The 16,191-nt window shown below is 34.9% G+C and carries 14 protein-coding genes; 1 reads left to right on the top strand and 13 read right to left on the bottom strand.

Annotated features, from left to right (window positions below; all coding sequences use genetic code 11):
- Nucleotides 1–18: 18 nt before the first annotated feature.
- The 13 genes from H8707_RS14510 to H8707_RS14565 form a co-directional block, all read right to left on the bottom strand.
- Nucleotides 19–540 carry a peroxiredoxin gene (locus H8707_RS14510; RefSeq protein WP_262430869.1) on the bottom strand — a complete coding sequence of 174 codons (522 nt, stop codon included), beginning with the start codon at nt 538–540 and terminating at the stop codon, nt 19–21.
- A gap of 140 nt (nt 541–680) precedes the next feature.
- Nucleotides 681–1,301, bottom strand: a complete 621-nt coding sequence (locus tag H8707_RS14515) for a TrkA C-terminal domain-containing protein (RefSeq protein WP_262430870.1) — start codon at nt 1,299–1,301, stop codon at nt 681–683.
- Between the two features lie 320 nt (nt 1,302–1,621).
- Nucleotides 1,622–2,116, bottom strand: coding sequence for a (2Fe-2S)-binding protein (locus H8707_RS14520; RefSeq protein WP_262430871.1), 495 nt, complete (start codon nt 2,114–2,116; stop codon nt 1,622–1,624).
- A complete protein-coding gene (locus H8707_RS14525) occupies nt 2,117–2,953 on the bottom strand; it encodes an FAD binding domain-containing protein (RefSeq protein ID WP_262430872.1) in 837 nt (278 codons plus the stop codon). It abuts the gene before it with no gap.
- Nucleotides 2,950–5,283 carry a xanthine dehydrogenase family protein molybdopterin-binding subunit gene (locus H8707_RS14530; protein ID WP_262430873.1) on the bottom strand — a complete coding sequence of 778 codons (2,334 nt, stop codon included), beginning with the start codon at nt 5,281–5,283 and terminating at the stop codon, nt 2,950–2,952. Before H8707_RS14530 ends, H8707_RS14525 begins: the two co-directional genes overlap by 4 nt.
- A gap of 16 nt (nt 5,284–5,299) precedes the next feature.
- A complete protein-coding gene (locus tag H8707_RS14535; protein ID WP_262430874.1) occupies nt 5,300–6,418 on the bottom strand; it encodes a GerAB/ArcD/ProY family transporter in 1,119 nt (372 codons plus the stop codon).
- The gene (locus tag H8707_RS14540) at nt 6,415–7,659 is read right to left on the bottom strand and encodes a Ger(x)C family spore germination protein (protein ID WP_262430875.1); all 1,245 of its coding nucleotides are present in this window, start codon (nt 7,657–7,659) and stop codon (nt 6,415–6,417) included. Before H8707_RS14540 ends, H8707_RS14535 begins: the two co-directional genes overlap by 4 nt.
- A complete protein-coding gene (locus tag H8707_RS14545; protein ID WP_262430876.1) occupies nt 7,643–9,079 on the bottom strand; it encodes a spore germination protein in 1,437 nt (478 codons plus the stop codon). Before H8707_RS14545 ends, H8707_RS14540 begins: the two co-directional genes overlap by 17 nt.
- A gap of 131 nt (nt 9,080–9,210) precedes the next feature.
- A complete protein-coding gene (gene gltA, locus H8707_RS15180; RefSeq protein WP_316699704.1) occupies nt 9,211–10,611 on the bottom strand; it encodes an NADPH-dependent glutamate synthase in 1,401 nt (466 codons plus the stop codon).
- Complete coding sequence (locus tag H8707_RS15185; protein ID WP_316699706.1) at nt 10,604–11,473, bottom strand: sulfide/dihydroorotate dehydrogenase-like FAD/NAD-binding protein; 870 nt, start codon at nt 11,471–11,473, stop codon at nt 10,604–10,606. The genes gltA and H8707_RS15185 overlap by 8 nt, the downstream gene beginning before the upstream one ends.
- Nucleotides 11,474–11,849: 376 nt before the next feature.
- Complete coding sequence (locus tag H8707_RS14555; protein ID WP_262430877.1) at nt 11,850–13,136, bottom strand: amidohydrolase; 1,287 nt, start codon at nt 13,134–13,136, stop codon at nt 11,850–11,852.
- A 77-nt stretch (nt 13,137–13,213) separates the two neighbouring features.
- Complete coding sequence (locus tag H8707_RS14560) at nt 13,214–14,560, bottom strand: MATE family efflux transporter (RefSeq protein WP_262430878.1); 1,347 nt, start codon at nt 14,558–14,560, stop codon at nt 13,214–13,216.
- 19 nt (nt 14,561–14,579) lie between these two features.
- Nucleotides 14,580–15,377: a M55 family metallopeptidase gene (locus tag H8707_RS14565; protein WP_262430879.1), complete on the bottom strand. Its 798-nt coding sequence runs from the start codon at nt 15,375–15,377 to the stop codon at nt 14,580–14,582.
- A 210-nt stretch (nt 15,378–15,587) separates the two neighbouring features.
- On the opposite strand from H8707_RS14565, the gene rpsD reads away from it, so the two are divergent.
- On the top strand, nt 15,588–16,187 hold the full coding sequence (gene rpsD, locus H8707_RS14570; protein ID WP_262430880.1) for a 30S ribosomal protein S4: 600 nt from the start codon (nt 15,588–15,590) through the stop codon (nt 16,185–16,187).
- Nucleotides 16,188–16,191 lie beyond the last annotated feature (4 nt).

Below are 16,191 nucleotides of genomic sequence, written 5' to 3' on the forward strand. Positions count from 1 at the left end.
TTCCATGATCACTTTATTTTATAATAGGTTTTCTCCCTCTTCCCAATCTACCGGGCACAGTCCGCCTGTTTGTAATGCTTTCAATACTCTTAGTGTTTCGTCTACGCTTCTGCCTACATTCAGATCGTGAACTACAGAATATCGTACAATTCCTTCAGGATCTATGATAAATAGCCCTCTTAAAGCAACACCATCTTCTTCAATTAATATGCCATAGTCTCTTGCTACAGATTTTGTCATATCTGCTGCCATAGGGAAATTTACTTTTCCAAGGCTTGAATTTATCCATGCTTTATGGGAATGTTCACTGTCTACACTTACTGAAATAACATCTGCATTTAATTTTTTGAAGTCCTCAATCCTTTTACTATATCCTGTAATTTCCGTAGGACAAACAAATGTAAAATCTGCAGGATAAAAGAACATGACAAGCCACTTACCTTTATAGTTGTTTAATGAAACTTGCCCGAAGTTGCATCCATCTCCATCACAAGTGTTCATTCTAAAATCAGGTGCTTTTCTGCCAACCAATCTTTCCATATATAAAATAACCTCCATTAAATAATTTATCTTTAGGTATATTATATATATAACCAATTATATTAAAAATAAACCCTAAATGATAATTATTATCAATTGAAATTGAATTTAAAAAAACCTGTTCTAAGAACAGGTAAAAACTAATCTTCTAAATATAATTTGACTGCATTGTATACCTTATCCTCCCCTATAACCAGCAACACATCCCCTATTTCAAAGGTGAAATAAGGACCCGGGGATAATACAAGACCATCTTTGCTCTTTACCGCTACTATAGTCGCTCCCGTATGCTGCCAAAATTTAAGTTCGGATATAGATTTGCCTATAAGCTTGCTATTTTCAGGTATTGCTATTTCAAATGGAGTTATAGGATTAATATTGCTCAATCTGCTTGTATAGTCTATTATCCTATCAATTGTTTCTAAAATATCATTTTCAAGTTCATTTTTCTTTGCTATTTGATTTGCCAAGATTGTCTTATAAGAGGCTACACTTTCAATATTTCTAAACTTGTTAATGTACTTAAAAGCTTTCTCCTTTGACAAAATAGTAATACCACTACCCCTCTCCGATACAACGACATCAACATCTTCTAAAATCTTAATAGCTCTCCTTATAGTCTCTGGCGATACGTTATACTTTCCTGCAAGGGTAGAACGCCCATGTATCTTTTCTCCCTCTTTAAACTCCCCTGTATATATAGCAGTGGCAATATCCAGCGCTATTTTTTGAAACATAGGTGTAGTTGTACTTTCATACATAATTCTTTTCTCCCATTAATATTATACTTATTTTTCTATATAATATCATTTTTGACACAAATTGTCTAATATAAAGCAGCTCAATATACAATTCATACCCACTCAGTGAAATTTCACAAGATATGAAATCTTGGAAATTTCTACTGTCGGGCACACGGCAATTCACAATTCACAATCGACCCTTGGGTCGTCCTGCCGTGTACCCTTTGTAGTCTAAGGGTGAGACGGACAGTATAAGCATTGCTTTCGAAGGATCCCTGCTTTTTAAGAAGAGTGACAAATGAAGAGTGAAGAGTTGCTGAAGTCAAGTTTTTAGGGTCTTAAAACGTAGATCCTTCAATATCAGAGGAACCTCCATTTAATATTGATTTTATTGCATATTCTATCTCTTGATACCCTGTACATCTGCAGATATTGGATTGCAGCCAATCCTGAATGGTAACATCATCTGCATCAGGATGCATCTTCGAAAGAGAATGACAAACCATCAAAAATCCTGATGTACAATACCCACACTGAAAACCCCAGTTTTCTACAAATGATTTTTGAATAGGAGCGTTCTTTAACCCTTCGACCGTTAAGATTCTTTTACCAATTGCTTCTACCGTAAGCATTAGGCATGATTTTATAGGAATATCATCTATAAGTACTGTACATGCACCGCAATCTCCATTTTCACATCCCGGCTTTGCTCCTGTTAACCCTAATTCATTCCTTAAAGTATATAATAATATGTCAGAGGGTTTTGCAACTACCTTACGGTCTTCTCCATTAACGTTTAAAGTAATAACCGTACTATCCAGTATCTTTAACATCTACTCCTCCTCCTGAAAACTATCCAATATTTCGCTTATAATAGCACCCAGCATGAATTTTCTATATTCTTTTGTTCCGCCTACATCATGTAAAATTTCACCCGGTATATTTTTTATAATCTCGTCAATTTTGTCCTTCTTTGCGAGACTATCTTCATTTAATATCTTTTCTATCTTTTTGGCCCTAAAGGGATACTCACATAAACCGCTGAATGCCACATTGATAGTATCATTATCCTTCAATGCTGATACGGACAATAAAGGATAATCAATTTTCTCATTTTTTGTTCTCTTTACATGCTGATATGGAAAATTTACGTATTCCTTTTTTACTATAACTTGAACTAACATTTCGCCTTCATCAAGTAAAAGTTTTTTATTAAATACCTTATTTAGAGAAACCCTTCGCTTTCCGGTTTTATTCTCTAATACGACATCGCTATTTGCTATTAATAGCGGTAATATGGATTCCTTATAGATAATAGTGCCAATGATATTGCCGCCTAGAGTTATTTTATCTTGTATAGTATGGTCGGCAATTCGTTTAACCACCAAGCTAAGCAGAGGAAATTTATTTATATCTGCAATTTGACTTAATGAAACCGCAGAACCAATATATAAATCATCACCATCGAAGTCAAACTCATTGCATTCAGGTATTGCCTTTATATCTATGACCGCATCTGCGTACATGTTGTACCTTCTTGCCATGCTGATGAACTCCGTACCTCCACCATAATAAATGACCTTTTTATTTTTATTTGATAAGCTATCATATAGATTTACCGCTTCTTCAACGGTATCCGGTTTATAATATTCAAATTCAAAAGGTATCATTGTTCCACCTCTTTTTTCTTTTTGTATATTGTCTCTGGAAAAATGGGCAACGTATCGAACTCCTCTTTGGTTGCCAAAGACATGGCGTTTGCAAAAGCAGCAGGGATACCCAAAATACCATGCTCCGCTAAACCTCTTGCTCCAAATGGAGCACCCATTTGCGGAGTTTCTACAAAATCGACTATATACTCCGGTTGTTCTCCAAATCTCATTACCTTATATGTTCTTAAAGATGTTGTTTGCAGTATGCAGTCATCATCATGTATGAATTCCTCCCTTGTAGCCAAGCCAAAACCCATATTCATTCCTCCCATTACAAGCCCTTTTGATGTTTTGGGATTGATGGTCTTGCCAACATCCATTACCGTTGCTGCCTTTATTAATCTATAGGTATGCATTCTGGGATCGTACTCTATTTCTACCGCTTGTGCACCGACAGTCCACGACATACCCGACTTTCCCTTTCCCGTTTCTTTGTCTAAAGGTGTCAATTGTCTCATAATAAAATTGCCTTTTGCTATAATTTCTCCCCATACAGCATTGCCATTTTCATATTTATAGCCATGGACTACATCCTTAAAGAATACAAATTTGCTTGGATCTGTTTTCATATAAATCATTTCATTCCCCACATCTAAATCTTCCGGTTGGCACTTCAAAGCAATAGCGCCAACTTGTTTTAATTGTTTTATCAAATCGTCTGCAGCTTTTAATACGGCATTACCTACCATAAACGTCGTCATACTGGCTACAGTCTTCCAATGCATAGGGCTTACTTGAGTATTCACATCCATAAATACATGGATTTTCTCAACTCCCATCTTCAATTTTTCTGCTAATAACATAGCCATTGTAGTTTTCATTCCGGGACCTATTTCTGTTGCCCCAAAATTCAAATTGAGACTTCCATCGCTGTTGGTTGTGATTATAGCACCGGAAGTGGCATCTGTAGGGGAATTGGATGTCTTCCATAGGCAAGCCATTCCCTTTGCCTTTATCATTCCATCTTCATTTTCAATAAGGGTGCCTTCTTCCCAGTTTATCAATTTTTTGAGTTTATTTATACATGCATTCAAATCCCCAGTATTGGATAAGGTTATCTTATCTTGAGTAGGAGAGGTATCATTTTCTTTTATTGCGTTTTTAATTCTTAATTCTGAAGGGTCCATAGATAACTTTTTTGCCAATTTATCCAGTATTCTTTCTATGCAAAATGTACTGGCAGTATGACCAAAACCTCTAAAAGACGTTGTGTATCCATGATTTGTATACACACTATAGGAATCGCAATAAATATTTTCAATATTGTACGGACCGGAACAATCAGAAGCTATGGATTTTGCCATTCTAGGTGCCGTATCTGCATATGCTCCGCAGTCTACATAATAGATGCACTCCAATGCCTTAATCATTCCATCATAAGTTGCGCCTATTTTTACATATCCTTCTACGCCTAACTTGCCCGGAGATGACATTATGTCTTCCTCTCTTGTATTTCTGACTAGAACTTTTTTGCCGCCCACAGCTAAAGATGCGAGATAGGCAATGTATTCCAACTGGATTGTAGCTTTACCTCCGAAGGCACCTCCAACCAATGGTGTTTTTACAATTATTTTGCCTTCGGGAATTTTAAATATATCGCTTAATTCTTCTTTTACGGCAAAGGGCCCTTGAGTGGACGTATTGATAATTACCGTACCATCATGCATAATCTGAGCTGCCGAATTTCTAGTTTCCATTGCAATATGATCTGATTGAGGTAAAAAGAATGTAGATTCCACTACTACATCCGACTCGCTCCATCCCAATTTCATATTTCCTTTTCTAATCTTAACATGATCCATAATATTCGTATTTGCCTTTGGATAAATGTCAGTTGCTGCATAGGTATACCTGCTCAAATCCTTGTGAATTAATATTGGATTTTCTTTTATAGCGTCCTTAATTTTGTTTACTGCGGGAAGTTCTTCATACTTGACATCAATAAGGCTAACGCCCTTCATGCCTTGCTCTTCGGTATTTGCTACTACAACAGCTACAGGTTCACCGAAATATCTTACTCTATCCCTTGCAATAGGCGGTCTATCGTGAATCATAGAGCCCGTAAGATATGGGGCATCTTCCCCCGTTATTACAGCAAGAACTCCCTCAGATTTCAATGCTTTTTTTATATCGATTTTTTTGATTTTTGCATGGGCGTAGGGTGATGCAAGCATCACAGCATGTAAAGTATCCGGCGTGATGAAATCGGCATTGTATTTTGCAGTCCCTGTAACCTTATCCCATGCTTCTAATCTCTTTGTATCAACACCAATTTTGGGTTTTTCCATAGGCTTTTTCTCCTTATTAGTTTTCTGAAAGTTTTTCTGTATCCAGTGATCTTCTTCTAAAAAAGTAAACAATCATTGCAATTAACGGTATAATAGTCACAAATATGGCTGTACTTAACATGAGTGCCAAATTTATCATTGATTGAGCTACAACTATAGTCATATTATTGGCTATGTATATTGAAATAATTCCAATTAATATTCCTATAACAATAAAAAGAACTTTACTTTTATCTATATTGAATACATCCTTTAAGGCCATATATCCAAAATACATAAAAAAAGCAACTCTTCCCGTATTTATGGCTATCCACGTTGTAACAAAAACTACGTCTATCCTCTCAAAAGCAGCTGTAAAATTTATAATTCGGGTATATATTAAAAATGGATAAATTGTATGTCTTGCTTGTTCTAAACCTAACGCACCTTGGGTAACTGCCACAGCAATTGCGCATATTATGGTAAAAAATAAAGAGGAGTAAACAAAAATTTTATATACATTCTTCTTATTTTCAAGAAATGGCGAAGCTTTTATCAGCACAAAAACATCAGTCGTTAAAAAGGAAAACATGATGGCACCTTTGTTTATTTCAGCAAAGGTTGAGTCGCTTAATATTGGCAGCAATAAAGTAAAATTTACATTTTTTAACCCTAACAATATCAATAAAACAATGGAAAACAAGCTTATAGAAGTGACCAATTCACCTGTCCAACACATCATCACTAAATCCTTTGACCCTATATATAGACAAGCTATTGTCGTTAAGCCTATTATTAACCAATTTGGTGTACTAGCCAGTATGTTTATACCGGTCATCTGGGTTTGCAATATTAATATAAAGATTGTGTAGGCCATAAAATACAACGCATAAAATAAGCCAAAAAACTTTCCTGCAAATTTCCCTAAAATCTTTTCTAACATTTCAACCAAAGTAAGTTCCGGAAATTTATTATTTAAAAATAACAGCGGAATCCGAAAAATAAGAGAATATACAAACGATAGTAAAATCATTATCCATACATCCTGATTAGAAGGAGGCAAATTGAGAGCAAACATATATGAAATTGTCACAGATAAACCAAAAGTCGTAATTAATAGTATCAATTGTCTTGAAGTAATTTTTTCAGAATTCATAGTTGTTTGCCCTTCCTTATATTTGGAGGAGTATTGGTGAAACCCGTATCATTTATACGAGCTGTAACATTTACCGTATAATCCAAATTGACAAAAATCCCCTCCCAATTATCCTCAATTTCTTTCCATAAATCCGGATATTGCCGGTGAACAAGCTGCCCTATACCAAAAGTGTCGGATTCAAATTCTTTCATGCCTTTTTCTAATGCTTGCTCCATATATGATTTTGCCACTTTTGCGCATGAGTTTTCCATCTCTTTTAATACCCCGGGTTGACTGATATCTAAGCCTTGCGTTGTTTCCCTCAATATACCTCTAAATTTGACATCAATAAATAGATGCAATTTCCCATCTATTAATTTTAAATTTTGGCTAGTTTTGCTCCTAAATACTTGCACGGAAGATAATTTTCCTGCTCTTGAGTTAATTCTATCCTTATCAACCAGATAATCAGGTGACTCAAATTCAATAATTGCATTTTTCAATTCACCTACTATAAAATTAAATCCTATCATTTCTTCTCCCGTATAATATCCTATCAGTTTATCCCCTTTAAAAGCCGCCGCATCTTTAACACATATGACTGTCATTTCATTTTCCGATATTTCCTTATTTATTTGAGGTTTTTCAACAGCCTTTAGGACCCCTGTTAGGAAACCTTCATGGGGTCTGTAAAAATACTTGAAAAATTCAGTTAAGGTAAAACTTCTAGTCTCATCATTATAGATATCACCTCTAACTATTTCATAAATATAACGTCCGGGAGATTGTGAAATGCCGCTATTTATTCCCATTACATCATATGCCTTTGCGCCTAATGCAACTAACATAAAAGATTGTTCACGCTGTTCATTATTTCTACTAAGGAAATCTATATAATCCCCTATACCTCTTTTAGCTAATTCTTCGCCAAATATGACTATATGACTATGAGGCAAATATAATTCTCTGTCAAAAGTAAGAGTAGTATTTACAAAAGCTTCTGTAAGTGTATCTCCGATGCCTTGAATAAATAGTGTATTCTCCTGTGTAGTTGAATTCTCCGAATTGGATCCTTTAGCGGGATTTATCACTTCATTTGTAATAATTACTTTACCGTCTTCCAGATCTAATCCGGTAGCAACAACGATTCCCAAGGTATTTAGCTCCCTGCCTCCGGTACATGATGTCAACAATATGGTAATTGCCAATATAAAAATTACAATGAGAGTCTTTTTAGATAAATTATTCAATTCTTTCATTCCTTTTCATCGAATCTTTGTTACTTATTACTTTTGGCCTAAAGTTCAGTTTTTTTATTTGTGTTTTAATTATACTGTCTTTCATACCTTCTTTATTGTATGGTGCATAAGGCCACATATACGGAGTCCCAAATGATTTCAATGAAACCATATTAGTCGCTCCTACCAGCAGTCCTAAGGTTACTCCATACAATCCGGCAATAGTCCCCAGCAATAGGAAAATTAACCTAGAAATAGATATTAACTCCCTAAGTTTTGGATTGACAAATTCAGCCATTCCGGTTGCTGAGATTAATATAATCATAAAAGCACTTACTACACCTGCTTCAACCGCTGCCGTACCAATCACTAAGCCACCTATTAGGGTCACAGCCTCACCTACTGCTTGAGGCAACCTAATGCTCGACTCCTTAAGCAGTTCAAAGAATAATATCATAAGCAAGGCCTCAAGCGGTGAAGAAAGGGGTACACCTTCTCTTTGTCCTGCAATGGATATCAAAAGTTCTGTTGGGACCATCTCCTGATGAAACAACACAAGCGAAACATAAATACCGGGTAGTGTTATACTCATAAATAGAGATATGAGTCTTATTACTCTTAGGAATGTTGCAAGGTGAGGTCTAATATAATAATCCTCTGCTGAGTGTAAACACTCAATAAATAAATTTGGAACTGTCAGAACATTTGGTGAACCATCACATAGAATAGCAACGCTTCCTTCAAGAATTTTGCTAACTACTATATCCGGTTTTTCTGAATAGGCTATTGAGGATATAAGGCTTTTTGGTTTGTCAATTAAATAACTTTCGATATTGCCGCTATCCAAAATCTTATCTACTTTTATCTTCTTTATTTTATCTCTGACTTCATCTAAAACCTCAGGTCTTACTATTCCCACCATATAGGCAACAGATACTGACGTATTGGTTTGCTCTCCTATTACATAGTCTTCAAAAACTAAATTGTTGTTTTTAATTTTACGCCTGATAAGAGTTCTATTTACTACAATATCTTCAACAAAACTCTCCTTTGGCCCTCTAATTACCACTTCCGTGGTTGGTTTTTCTACTTGCCTTTTTGACCATTTGGCTAGATTGATATTATATGCAAAATTTAAACCCTCTATAAACAAGATTACGCATCCGCTTGAAATAGGAAGGATTATATCTTCAAATTTGGTTATTTCAACGATTGGGGATATATACACTGTAGACCTTACATCCCATGGTGAAATTAAATCTTGTTTTAAAGGTTTCAACAAATCTTCATTTAAGATAATCCTATCTATAATTCCATTGAAATATGCTACCATAGCCTTCTCTTCTGAAAGGATTTCAAATTCATAAATGATTAAATCAGAAGTATTGTTAAATAATTTTATAACTTTATCTTTATTTTCTTCTATGGTTTTTGATATCACTTTCAAACCTCATTTCATATATTAAGCTATAATAGTACAATATACATTATTATGAATTATAACCAATACTTAGAATAATATGAGTGGTACATGAAAAAAAACCACAGTCCAAAGAAACTGTGGTTTTCATACTAATTATTGGTTTGTAAACTCTTTTCCATAATATATTTATCTATTGCTTTTGCTGCCTCTTTTCCTGCTCCCATTGCCAATATTACTGTTGCGGACCCAGTAACATTATCTCCTCCTGCAAAGATTGCTTTTCTTGTTGTTTGTCCATTTTCATCTATTATTTTGATTCGGTTTCTGTTATCAGAGTCCAGTCCTTCCGTTGTTCTCGGTATCAATGGATTTGGGGATGTGCCTAAGGCCATTATTACTGTTTCTACTTCAAATTCATATTCCGATCCTTCTATTTCTACCGGCCTTCTTCTTCCGGATTGATCTTCATCTCCTAATTCCATCTTTATACATCTTATCCCTTTTACCCATCCCTTTTCATCTGCTAATATTTCTACCGGATTGGTTAAGAAGTTAAATATTATTCCTTCTTCTATTGCATTTTCTACTTCTTCTTCTCTTGCCGGAAGTTCCGATTGGGTTCTTCTGTAGATTACATGGACCTCTGCTCCTAATCTTTTGGCTGTTCTTGCTGCGTCCATTGCGACATTCCCACCGCCTACTACTGCTACTGTTTTCCCTACTTTTATTGGGGTGTCCATGTCACTTCTATATGCTTTCATTAGATTGTTCCTTGTTAGAAATTCATTTGCGGAGAATACCCCGTTAGTGTTTTCTCCCGGTATGTTCATAAATATCGGCAGTCCTGCTCCGCTTCCTATGAATATTGCTTCATACCCTTCTTCGAAGATTTCATCTACTGTTATGGTTCTTCCCACTATTACATTGGTTTCTACTTCTACTCCTAATTTTTTTAGATTTTCTATTTCTACTTTCACTATTTTCTCTTTTGGTAGTCTGAATTCCGGAATTCCATATACCAATACTCCGCCGGGTTCATGTAATGCTTCAAATATTTTCACTTGGTAGCCTTCTTTGGCTAATTCCCCTGCACATGTAATCCCTGCCGGTCCTGAGCCTATTATCGCTACTTTGTAACCATTTTTTTCATTTGTTTTTCCTAAACTTAGTTTATTTTCTATTGCCCAATCCGCTGCGAATCTTTCAAGTTTTCCTATGGCTATCGGTTCTCCTTTTCTGCCTAGTATACATGTTTTTTCGCATTGATCTTCTTGGGGACATACTCTCCCGCATACTGCCGGTAGAGCTGAGTACTCTGCTAATATTTGAGCTGCTTCTTGGAAATTTTCTTCTGCTATTTTTTTTATAAACCTTGGTATATCTATATTTACAGGACATGAAGGAACACAAGTTGGTTTTTTACATTGGATACATCTTTTGGCTTCTTGTATGGCTTCTTCTTTTGTGTATCCTAAACATACTTCTTCGAAGTTATGTATCCTCTCTTTTGGGTCTTGATAGCTTATTGGTGTTCTAGTAAATTTAGCCATTGATCATACCCCCTACTAGTTCACAGTATTCGTGATCTTTTTGGATTTCCTCTTCTTTGTATTGTCCTTGACGTCGAAGTGCTTCATCAAAATCTACTTGATGAGCATCGAATTCCGGTCCGTCTACACACGCAAATTTTGTTTCTCCTCCTACCGTAACCCTACATGCTCCGCACATTCCTGTTCCGTCCACCATTATTGGGTTTAATGATACTATACTTGGTATGCCTAGTTTTTTTGTTGTCATGGATGTAAATTTCATCATTATCATTGGTCCTATTATTATGCATAGATCATATTTCTTGCCTTGATTTACTACCAGTTCTTCTATTGCATTAGTTACCATACCATGGAATCCATAACTGCCGTCATCTGTAGCTATGAAAAGGGTTTCTGCAAGTTCTTTAAATCTATCTTCCAATATAACAAAGTCCTTGTTCTTTGAACCTGTTACTATATCAAATGCTATTCCCCTTTCTTTGAGCCATTTAGCTTGCGGTATAATTGGCGCTGTCCCTACTCCGCCTCCTGCAAATAATATTTTTTTCTTTTTCAATTCTTCAATATCTTCATTTACAAAGGCTGATGGTTTTCCTAAGGGTCCTACAAAGTCCTTGATATGTTCGCCTACTTCTTTTGCTACTAATTTTTTAGTGGATGAACCCATGGCTTGAGTGACTATTGTTACTGTGCCCTTTTCCGGATCTGATTCACAGATGGTTAGGGGAACTCTTTCACCGCTTTTTTCTACGATTATAATTACAAATTGACCCGGTTGCGCAGCTTTTGCTACCCTTGGCGCCTTGATATCCATAGAATATATACTTGGAGCCAATAGTTTTTTGTGGATTATTTCGTACAATTAAATTCCTCCTTTTGACAACTTTTTTATAATAATTAATTAACAAACAATGTTGTTAAAAATATTATCATACATCACATGAACACAAGATAATGACTATAAGTACAGCCTGATACTTATAGTCATTATTTTGTAATTTTATTACCTTGATTATATAAAAATTTCTTAAGCAAGAATTGGTATATCCTCAATTATATAAACCATGTCTCAACATCCTCACTTATAATTTATTTATTAACGTATATGCTGTCAACACTCTCTTTAACATTAAAATATCATAATCCTTTTAATCTGTCAACAATGTTAATTTAACATAAGAAATTTGACTTATAATTATCAAGCCTAAACGTATAAAAATGGACAAATTTTTTGCTCACTATCGGTTTATCAAACTTTTAGCATGTTTATTTGCCATATATTTTATCTTTTCAACATCTAAAGTCTTGACTATTCTCTTTTCCATCAATATATTTCCATCAACTATCACTGTATCCACATCGCTTGCTTGCACTCCATACGCTAAGGCTGATATTAGATTGTGTCTGGGGTATAAATGAGGTTTATCTAAATCTATTAAAATTAAATCCGCCTTCTTACCCTCTTCCAAAGAACCTATTTCTCCTCCTAAATCCAAAGCCTCTGCTCCATTGACTGTTGCCATTTCAATAGCCTTATATGCAGGAACGCTTGTAGCATCTAAATTGACGGACTTATTTACTATTGCCGCAAGATTTATTTCTTCAAACATATTCAAATTGTTGTTGCTGGAAGAACCATCGGTACCCAATGCAACTTTAATCCCCTTTTTCAGCATCTTATCAACGGGCGCAAATCCGCTTGCAAGTTTTAAATTACTGCCCGGATTATTAACAGGATAAACATTTTTCTCATATAACATTTCAATGTCATCATCGTCTACATGTACGCAATGAGCAGCTATTGTATGAAAATCCAATAGCCCCAAGTCATACACATGTTTAATTGGTGATTTTCCATAGATATTGAAGCTATCTTCTACTTCTTTTTTAGTTTCCGATAGATGTATATGAATTCCTGTATTCAAGTCTCCGGCCAATTCCATAATCTTAATCAAAAATTCGGGGCTGCAAGTATATGGTGCATGAGGCGCGACCATTACCTTAATTCTACCATTTGCTTTTCCATTCCAATTGTTGAACATATCTCTGGTTTCATTGAGTTTAGTATTGGGATTATCCTTATCTTCAATTAATCCTCGAGTTAAGACTCCCCTCATCCCGGATTTTTCAAGCCCTTTTGCTACTTCTTCCATAAAAAAGTACATATCGCAAAAAGCGGTAGTTCCTGATTCTATCATTTCTACCATACTAAGGAGCGAACCCCAATAAACATCCTCTCCTGTTAGATTAGCTTCTGTAGGCCAAATCTTTTTTGTCAGCCAGTCCTGTAATGGTAAATCATCTGCAAAATTTCTCAAAAGTGACATACCTATATGGGTATGACCGTTCACAAGCCCAGGCATTGCTAATTTATTTTTCCCATCTACAACTCTTGTGATTTCAAAGTCTTCTCTAATTTCTCCAATATGTTTAATATTACTTCTATCAATATAAATATTTGTATTCTTTATTATTTCTTCATTGCTATTCATTGGCAATACATCAACATTTTTTATAAGCAGCATGCTCGCTCCTCCTCAAATTATAACTTAATGTTATACTATTACCCTAAATGCGTGAAAAATTTCACTATTTGGGTAAATTAAAATTTATTAAATATATCCTTCTTTTTAAATATTATTATGGACAAAATAAAACGACAAATTAAGTCAATACCCATTATAATCCAAACACATGCCAATGGTAATTTTAATACATATGTACTTAATAATACCAAAGGTATTCTAATAACCCAAAGTCCAACGCCGGAATTTATCATAGGAGCATTTGGATATCCAGCTCCCCTCAGTCCCCCGTTTAATAGACTGCTTAAATTTTGCGGTACTTGTACCAGCCCCATTACAAATAGATAAATAGCACCTATTTTTATTACTTCATAGTCATCCGTTAAAGCTCGCATTATCAATTTTGGAAATAGTACCAATACCCCCCCTGCAACCAGAGTTATCCCTATTGTAATTTTGACTAAATGTTTTAAATATTTTTTGCCCAATTCACTATCTTTTGATCCCAATGCCTGTCCTATAAAGGTACTTGCTGCAATACCAAAGCCTGCAGCAGGCATATAAGATATTGCTTCAGCTTGAAGCCCCAATTGATAAGCTGCATATGCTGTTTCTCCATAAGTAAGTATAACTCTGGTTAAAATTATTGAAGCAAATTGCCAAAAGCTTGATTCAAATGCTGTAGGAATACCAAAACGTAATAACTGAAGGGATTCTTGAGCGTTGAATTTCAGCAAAAACTTTCCTTCTAATTTTCTCAATATACCATCCTCATTGAATAATGCATATAGTCCAATTAAAGCAGCAACTATATATGAAATATTATAAGCGTATGCGGCTCCTTTTAATCCCATAGCCGGAGAGCCTAATATCCCAAAGATGAGAATATAACTGAAAATAATATTTACAACATTTAAAATTCCTATTACCTTCATAGGAGTTTTGGCATCTCCCACACCTTGCAATATTCCACTGACCAATAGAATAACCGCAGCAAATGGGAGGCTCCAAGAAATTATTTTTAAATAAAGAGTCCCATAGGCTAATAAATCCTTTGTAGGATTAAAAACTTTCAATAAGGATTCTGCTTTCCAATACAATATTTGCTGAAATATTATAGAAAATGCTATAGATAAAATAAAAGCCTGCTCTGATACATCTTTTAATTTTTTAAAATTGTCTGCCCCATAGCTTTGTGCAACAAAAACAGATGCCCCTGTTGAAATGCCCTTGAATATAGACCATATGATCCTGAACAAGATATTGCTAATTCCTATGGCTCCTACTGCAATTGAACTAATCCTACCCACCATAGCCATAGAAACTACTCCTGCTGTCATCTGCAAAATATTTTCAACAGTAATCGGCAAAATCATCGAAAATATCTTATTATTTATTAATTTATCGTCGTTTATAGCTTCCATCATTATTGTCTCCTTGGTTTTATGCTAAAAAGTGAACCGCCTTTACAATATCCATATAATCATTTGATTTAAGACTTATGGTATTTTCGTCTGTCTTTATGACTCCGGGATAGAATTGTCTCTTATACGCGTCTTTGTGCTCCCTATACCTCATTTCTAAAATAAAAGATTTAGGCAATTCAATCCTATTGTAACTTAAATCTTTACTCAAGATTTCTTTTACACCCTGCTTTATCAAATCGCATGCTAATTCAGGATGCAAGTTGATAGTAGAATTTCCCTTCCCCTCTTTAACAGCTATGGTTTTAATGTTTTCATTTAATTCTTTAACCTCTTCACATAACCCTGCATCTCCGGACAAAAGGGCTATAGGTACATCCAAATACGCCGCAATATATGCATGTAATAAAAATTCACTGGCTATTTGGTTATTGAGTTTAATACAATCTAAAGATGTATTCATAGTATGGGACAATGGATTTGTATCCCTTCCTGCAGCAGAATGATACCCAATAAAAATAATGGCGTCAAAGGTATCATCAAGTTCCTCAGCCATACTAAATGGATGTCCCGCCCAGCTTCTAATAAGCTTAGCGTTTTTTGGAAGTTTTCTATGGTCAATATTTCTGCCACTGCTATGAGCATCTTTGATTACAATCTCTTTTGCTCCCGCCTCATTTGCTCCTTCGCATGCAGCCTTGACTTCAAGAGTCATTTGATTGGCAAAATAATCATATAACTCATTTCCTCTTTCCGTTTCATCCCAAGCTGTTGAGCCGGAAACCCCTTCAATATCCGCGCTTATAAATATCTTCATTTCTATCAACTCCTATTCCATTAAATATACTATACCATTATGCAGAGATTAAATAAATATGAAAATTTATTACAATTGAAATTGACTTTATGGATTATTTTAACTCATATATTGATAATAATTATCATTTACAAATATGAATATTTATGTTATATTATATTCGGCTTTGAATTATCGCGGCGAATTCTAATAAATAGGAGAGATAATTAAATGGCTAAAATGATGGAACCTAGATTTAAACAATCTAGGAGACTTGGTTTAAATGTCTGCGGCCATCCCAAAGCAATGGACAGGGCAGGCAAAGGTACTTCGAGAGCTGATAAAAAGCTTTCTGATTACGGACAGCAATTGTTAGAAAAACAAAGATTGAGGTCATATTATGGTGTAATGGAAAAGCAATTTGTAAAATATGTAAGAATCGCAAAGAAATCAAATGACCAAACAGGTCACGCTCTTGTAAAAATACTTGAAAGAAGACTTGATAATTTAGTTTATAGAATGGGTTTTGCTACGTCTATAAGGCAGGCAAGACAAATGGTAGTTCATGGACATTTCTTGGTAAACGAAAAAAAAATTGATATCCCTTCTTATATAATTGAGGTAGGAGATACTATAACATTGAAAGAAAAATCAAGAAATGTAGAATTATTTAAGGAAAATTTTGATAATGCACTTCTAAACAGTCTGCCATATATTTCAAAGGATGAAGGAAACTTTTCGGCTACATTAATCAAAATCCCTGAAAGAGATGAAGTACCCATTGAAATAGCAGATCAATTGGTAGTTGAATATTATTCAAAGGTGATATGAAAAA

The organism is Paratissierella segnis (genome assembly GCF_014385195.1).
GTDB classification, from domain to species: domain Bacteria; phylum Bacillota; class Clostridia; order Tissierellales; family Tissierellaceae; genus Paratissierella; species Paratissierella segnis.

Coding starts and splice junctions, on each gene's coding strand:
- H8707_RS14565 (WP_262430879.1), bottom strand. CDS start 15,377: ATGAAGATATTTATAAGCGCGGATATTGAAGGGGTTTCCGGCTCAACA.
- H8707_RS14520 (WP_262430871.1), bottom strand. CDS start 2,116: ATGTTAAAGATACTGGATAGTACGGTTATTACTTTAAACGTTAATGGA.
- H8707_RS14560 (WP_262430878.1), bottom strand. CDS start 14,560: ATGGAAGCTATAAACGACGATAAATTAATAAATAATAAGATATTTTCG.
- rpsD (WP_262430880.1), top strand. CDS start 15,588: ATGGCTAAAATGATGGAACCTAGATTTAAACAATCTAGGAGACTTGGT.
- H8707_RS14535 (WP_262430874.1), bottom strand. CDS start 6,418: ATGAATTCTGAAAAAATTACTTCAAGACAATTGATACTATTAATTACG.
- H8707_RS14525 (WP_262430872.1), bottom strand. CDS start 2,953: ATGATACCTTTTGAATTTGAATATTATAAACCGGATACCGTTGAAGAA.
- H8707_RS14540 (WP_262430875.1), bottom strand. CDS start 7,659: ATGAAAGAATTGAATAATTTATCTAAAAAGACTCTCATTGTAATTTTT.
- H8707_RS14530 (WP_262430873.1), bottom strand. CDS start 5,283: ATGGAAAAACCCAAAATTGGTGTTGATACAAAGAGATTAGAAGCATGG.
- H8707_RS14555 (WP_262430877.1), bottom strand. CDS start 13,136: ATGCTGCTTATAAAAAATGTTGATGTATTGCCAATGAATAGCAATGAA.
- H8707_RS14510 (WP_262430869.1), bottom strand. CDS start 540: ATGGAAAGATTGGTTGGCAGAAAAGCACCTGATTTTAGAATGAACACT.
- gltA (WP_316699704.1), bottom strand. CDS start 10,611: ATGGCTAAATTTACTAGAACACCAATAAGCTATCAAGACCCAAAAGAG.
- H8707_RS14515 (WP_262430870.1), bottom strand. CDS start 1,301: ATGTATGAAAGTACAACTACACCTATGTTTCAAAAAATAGCGCTGGAT.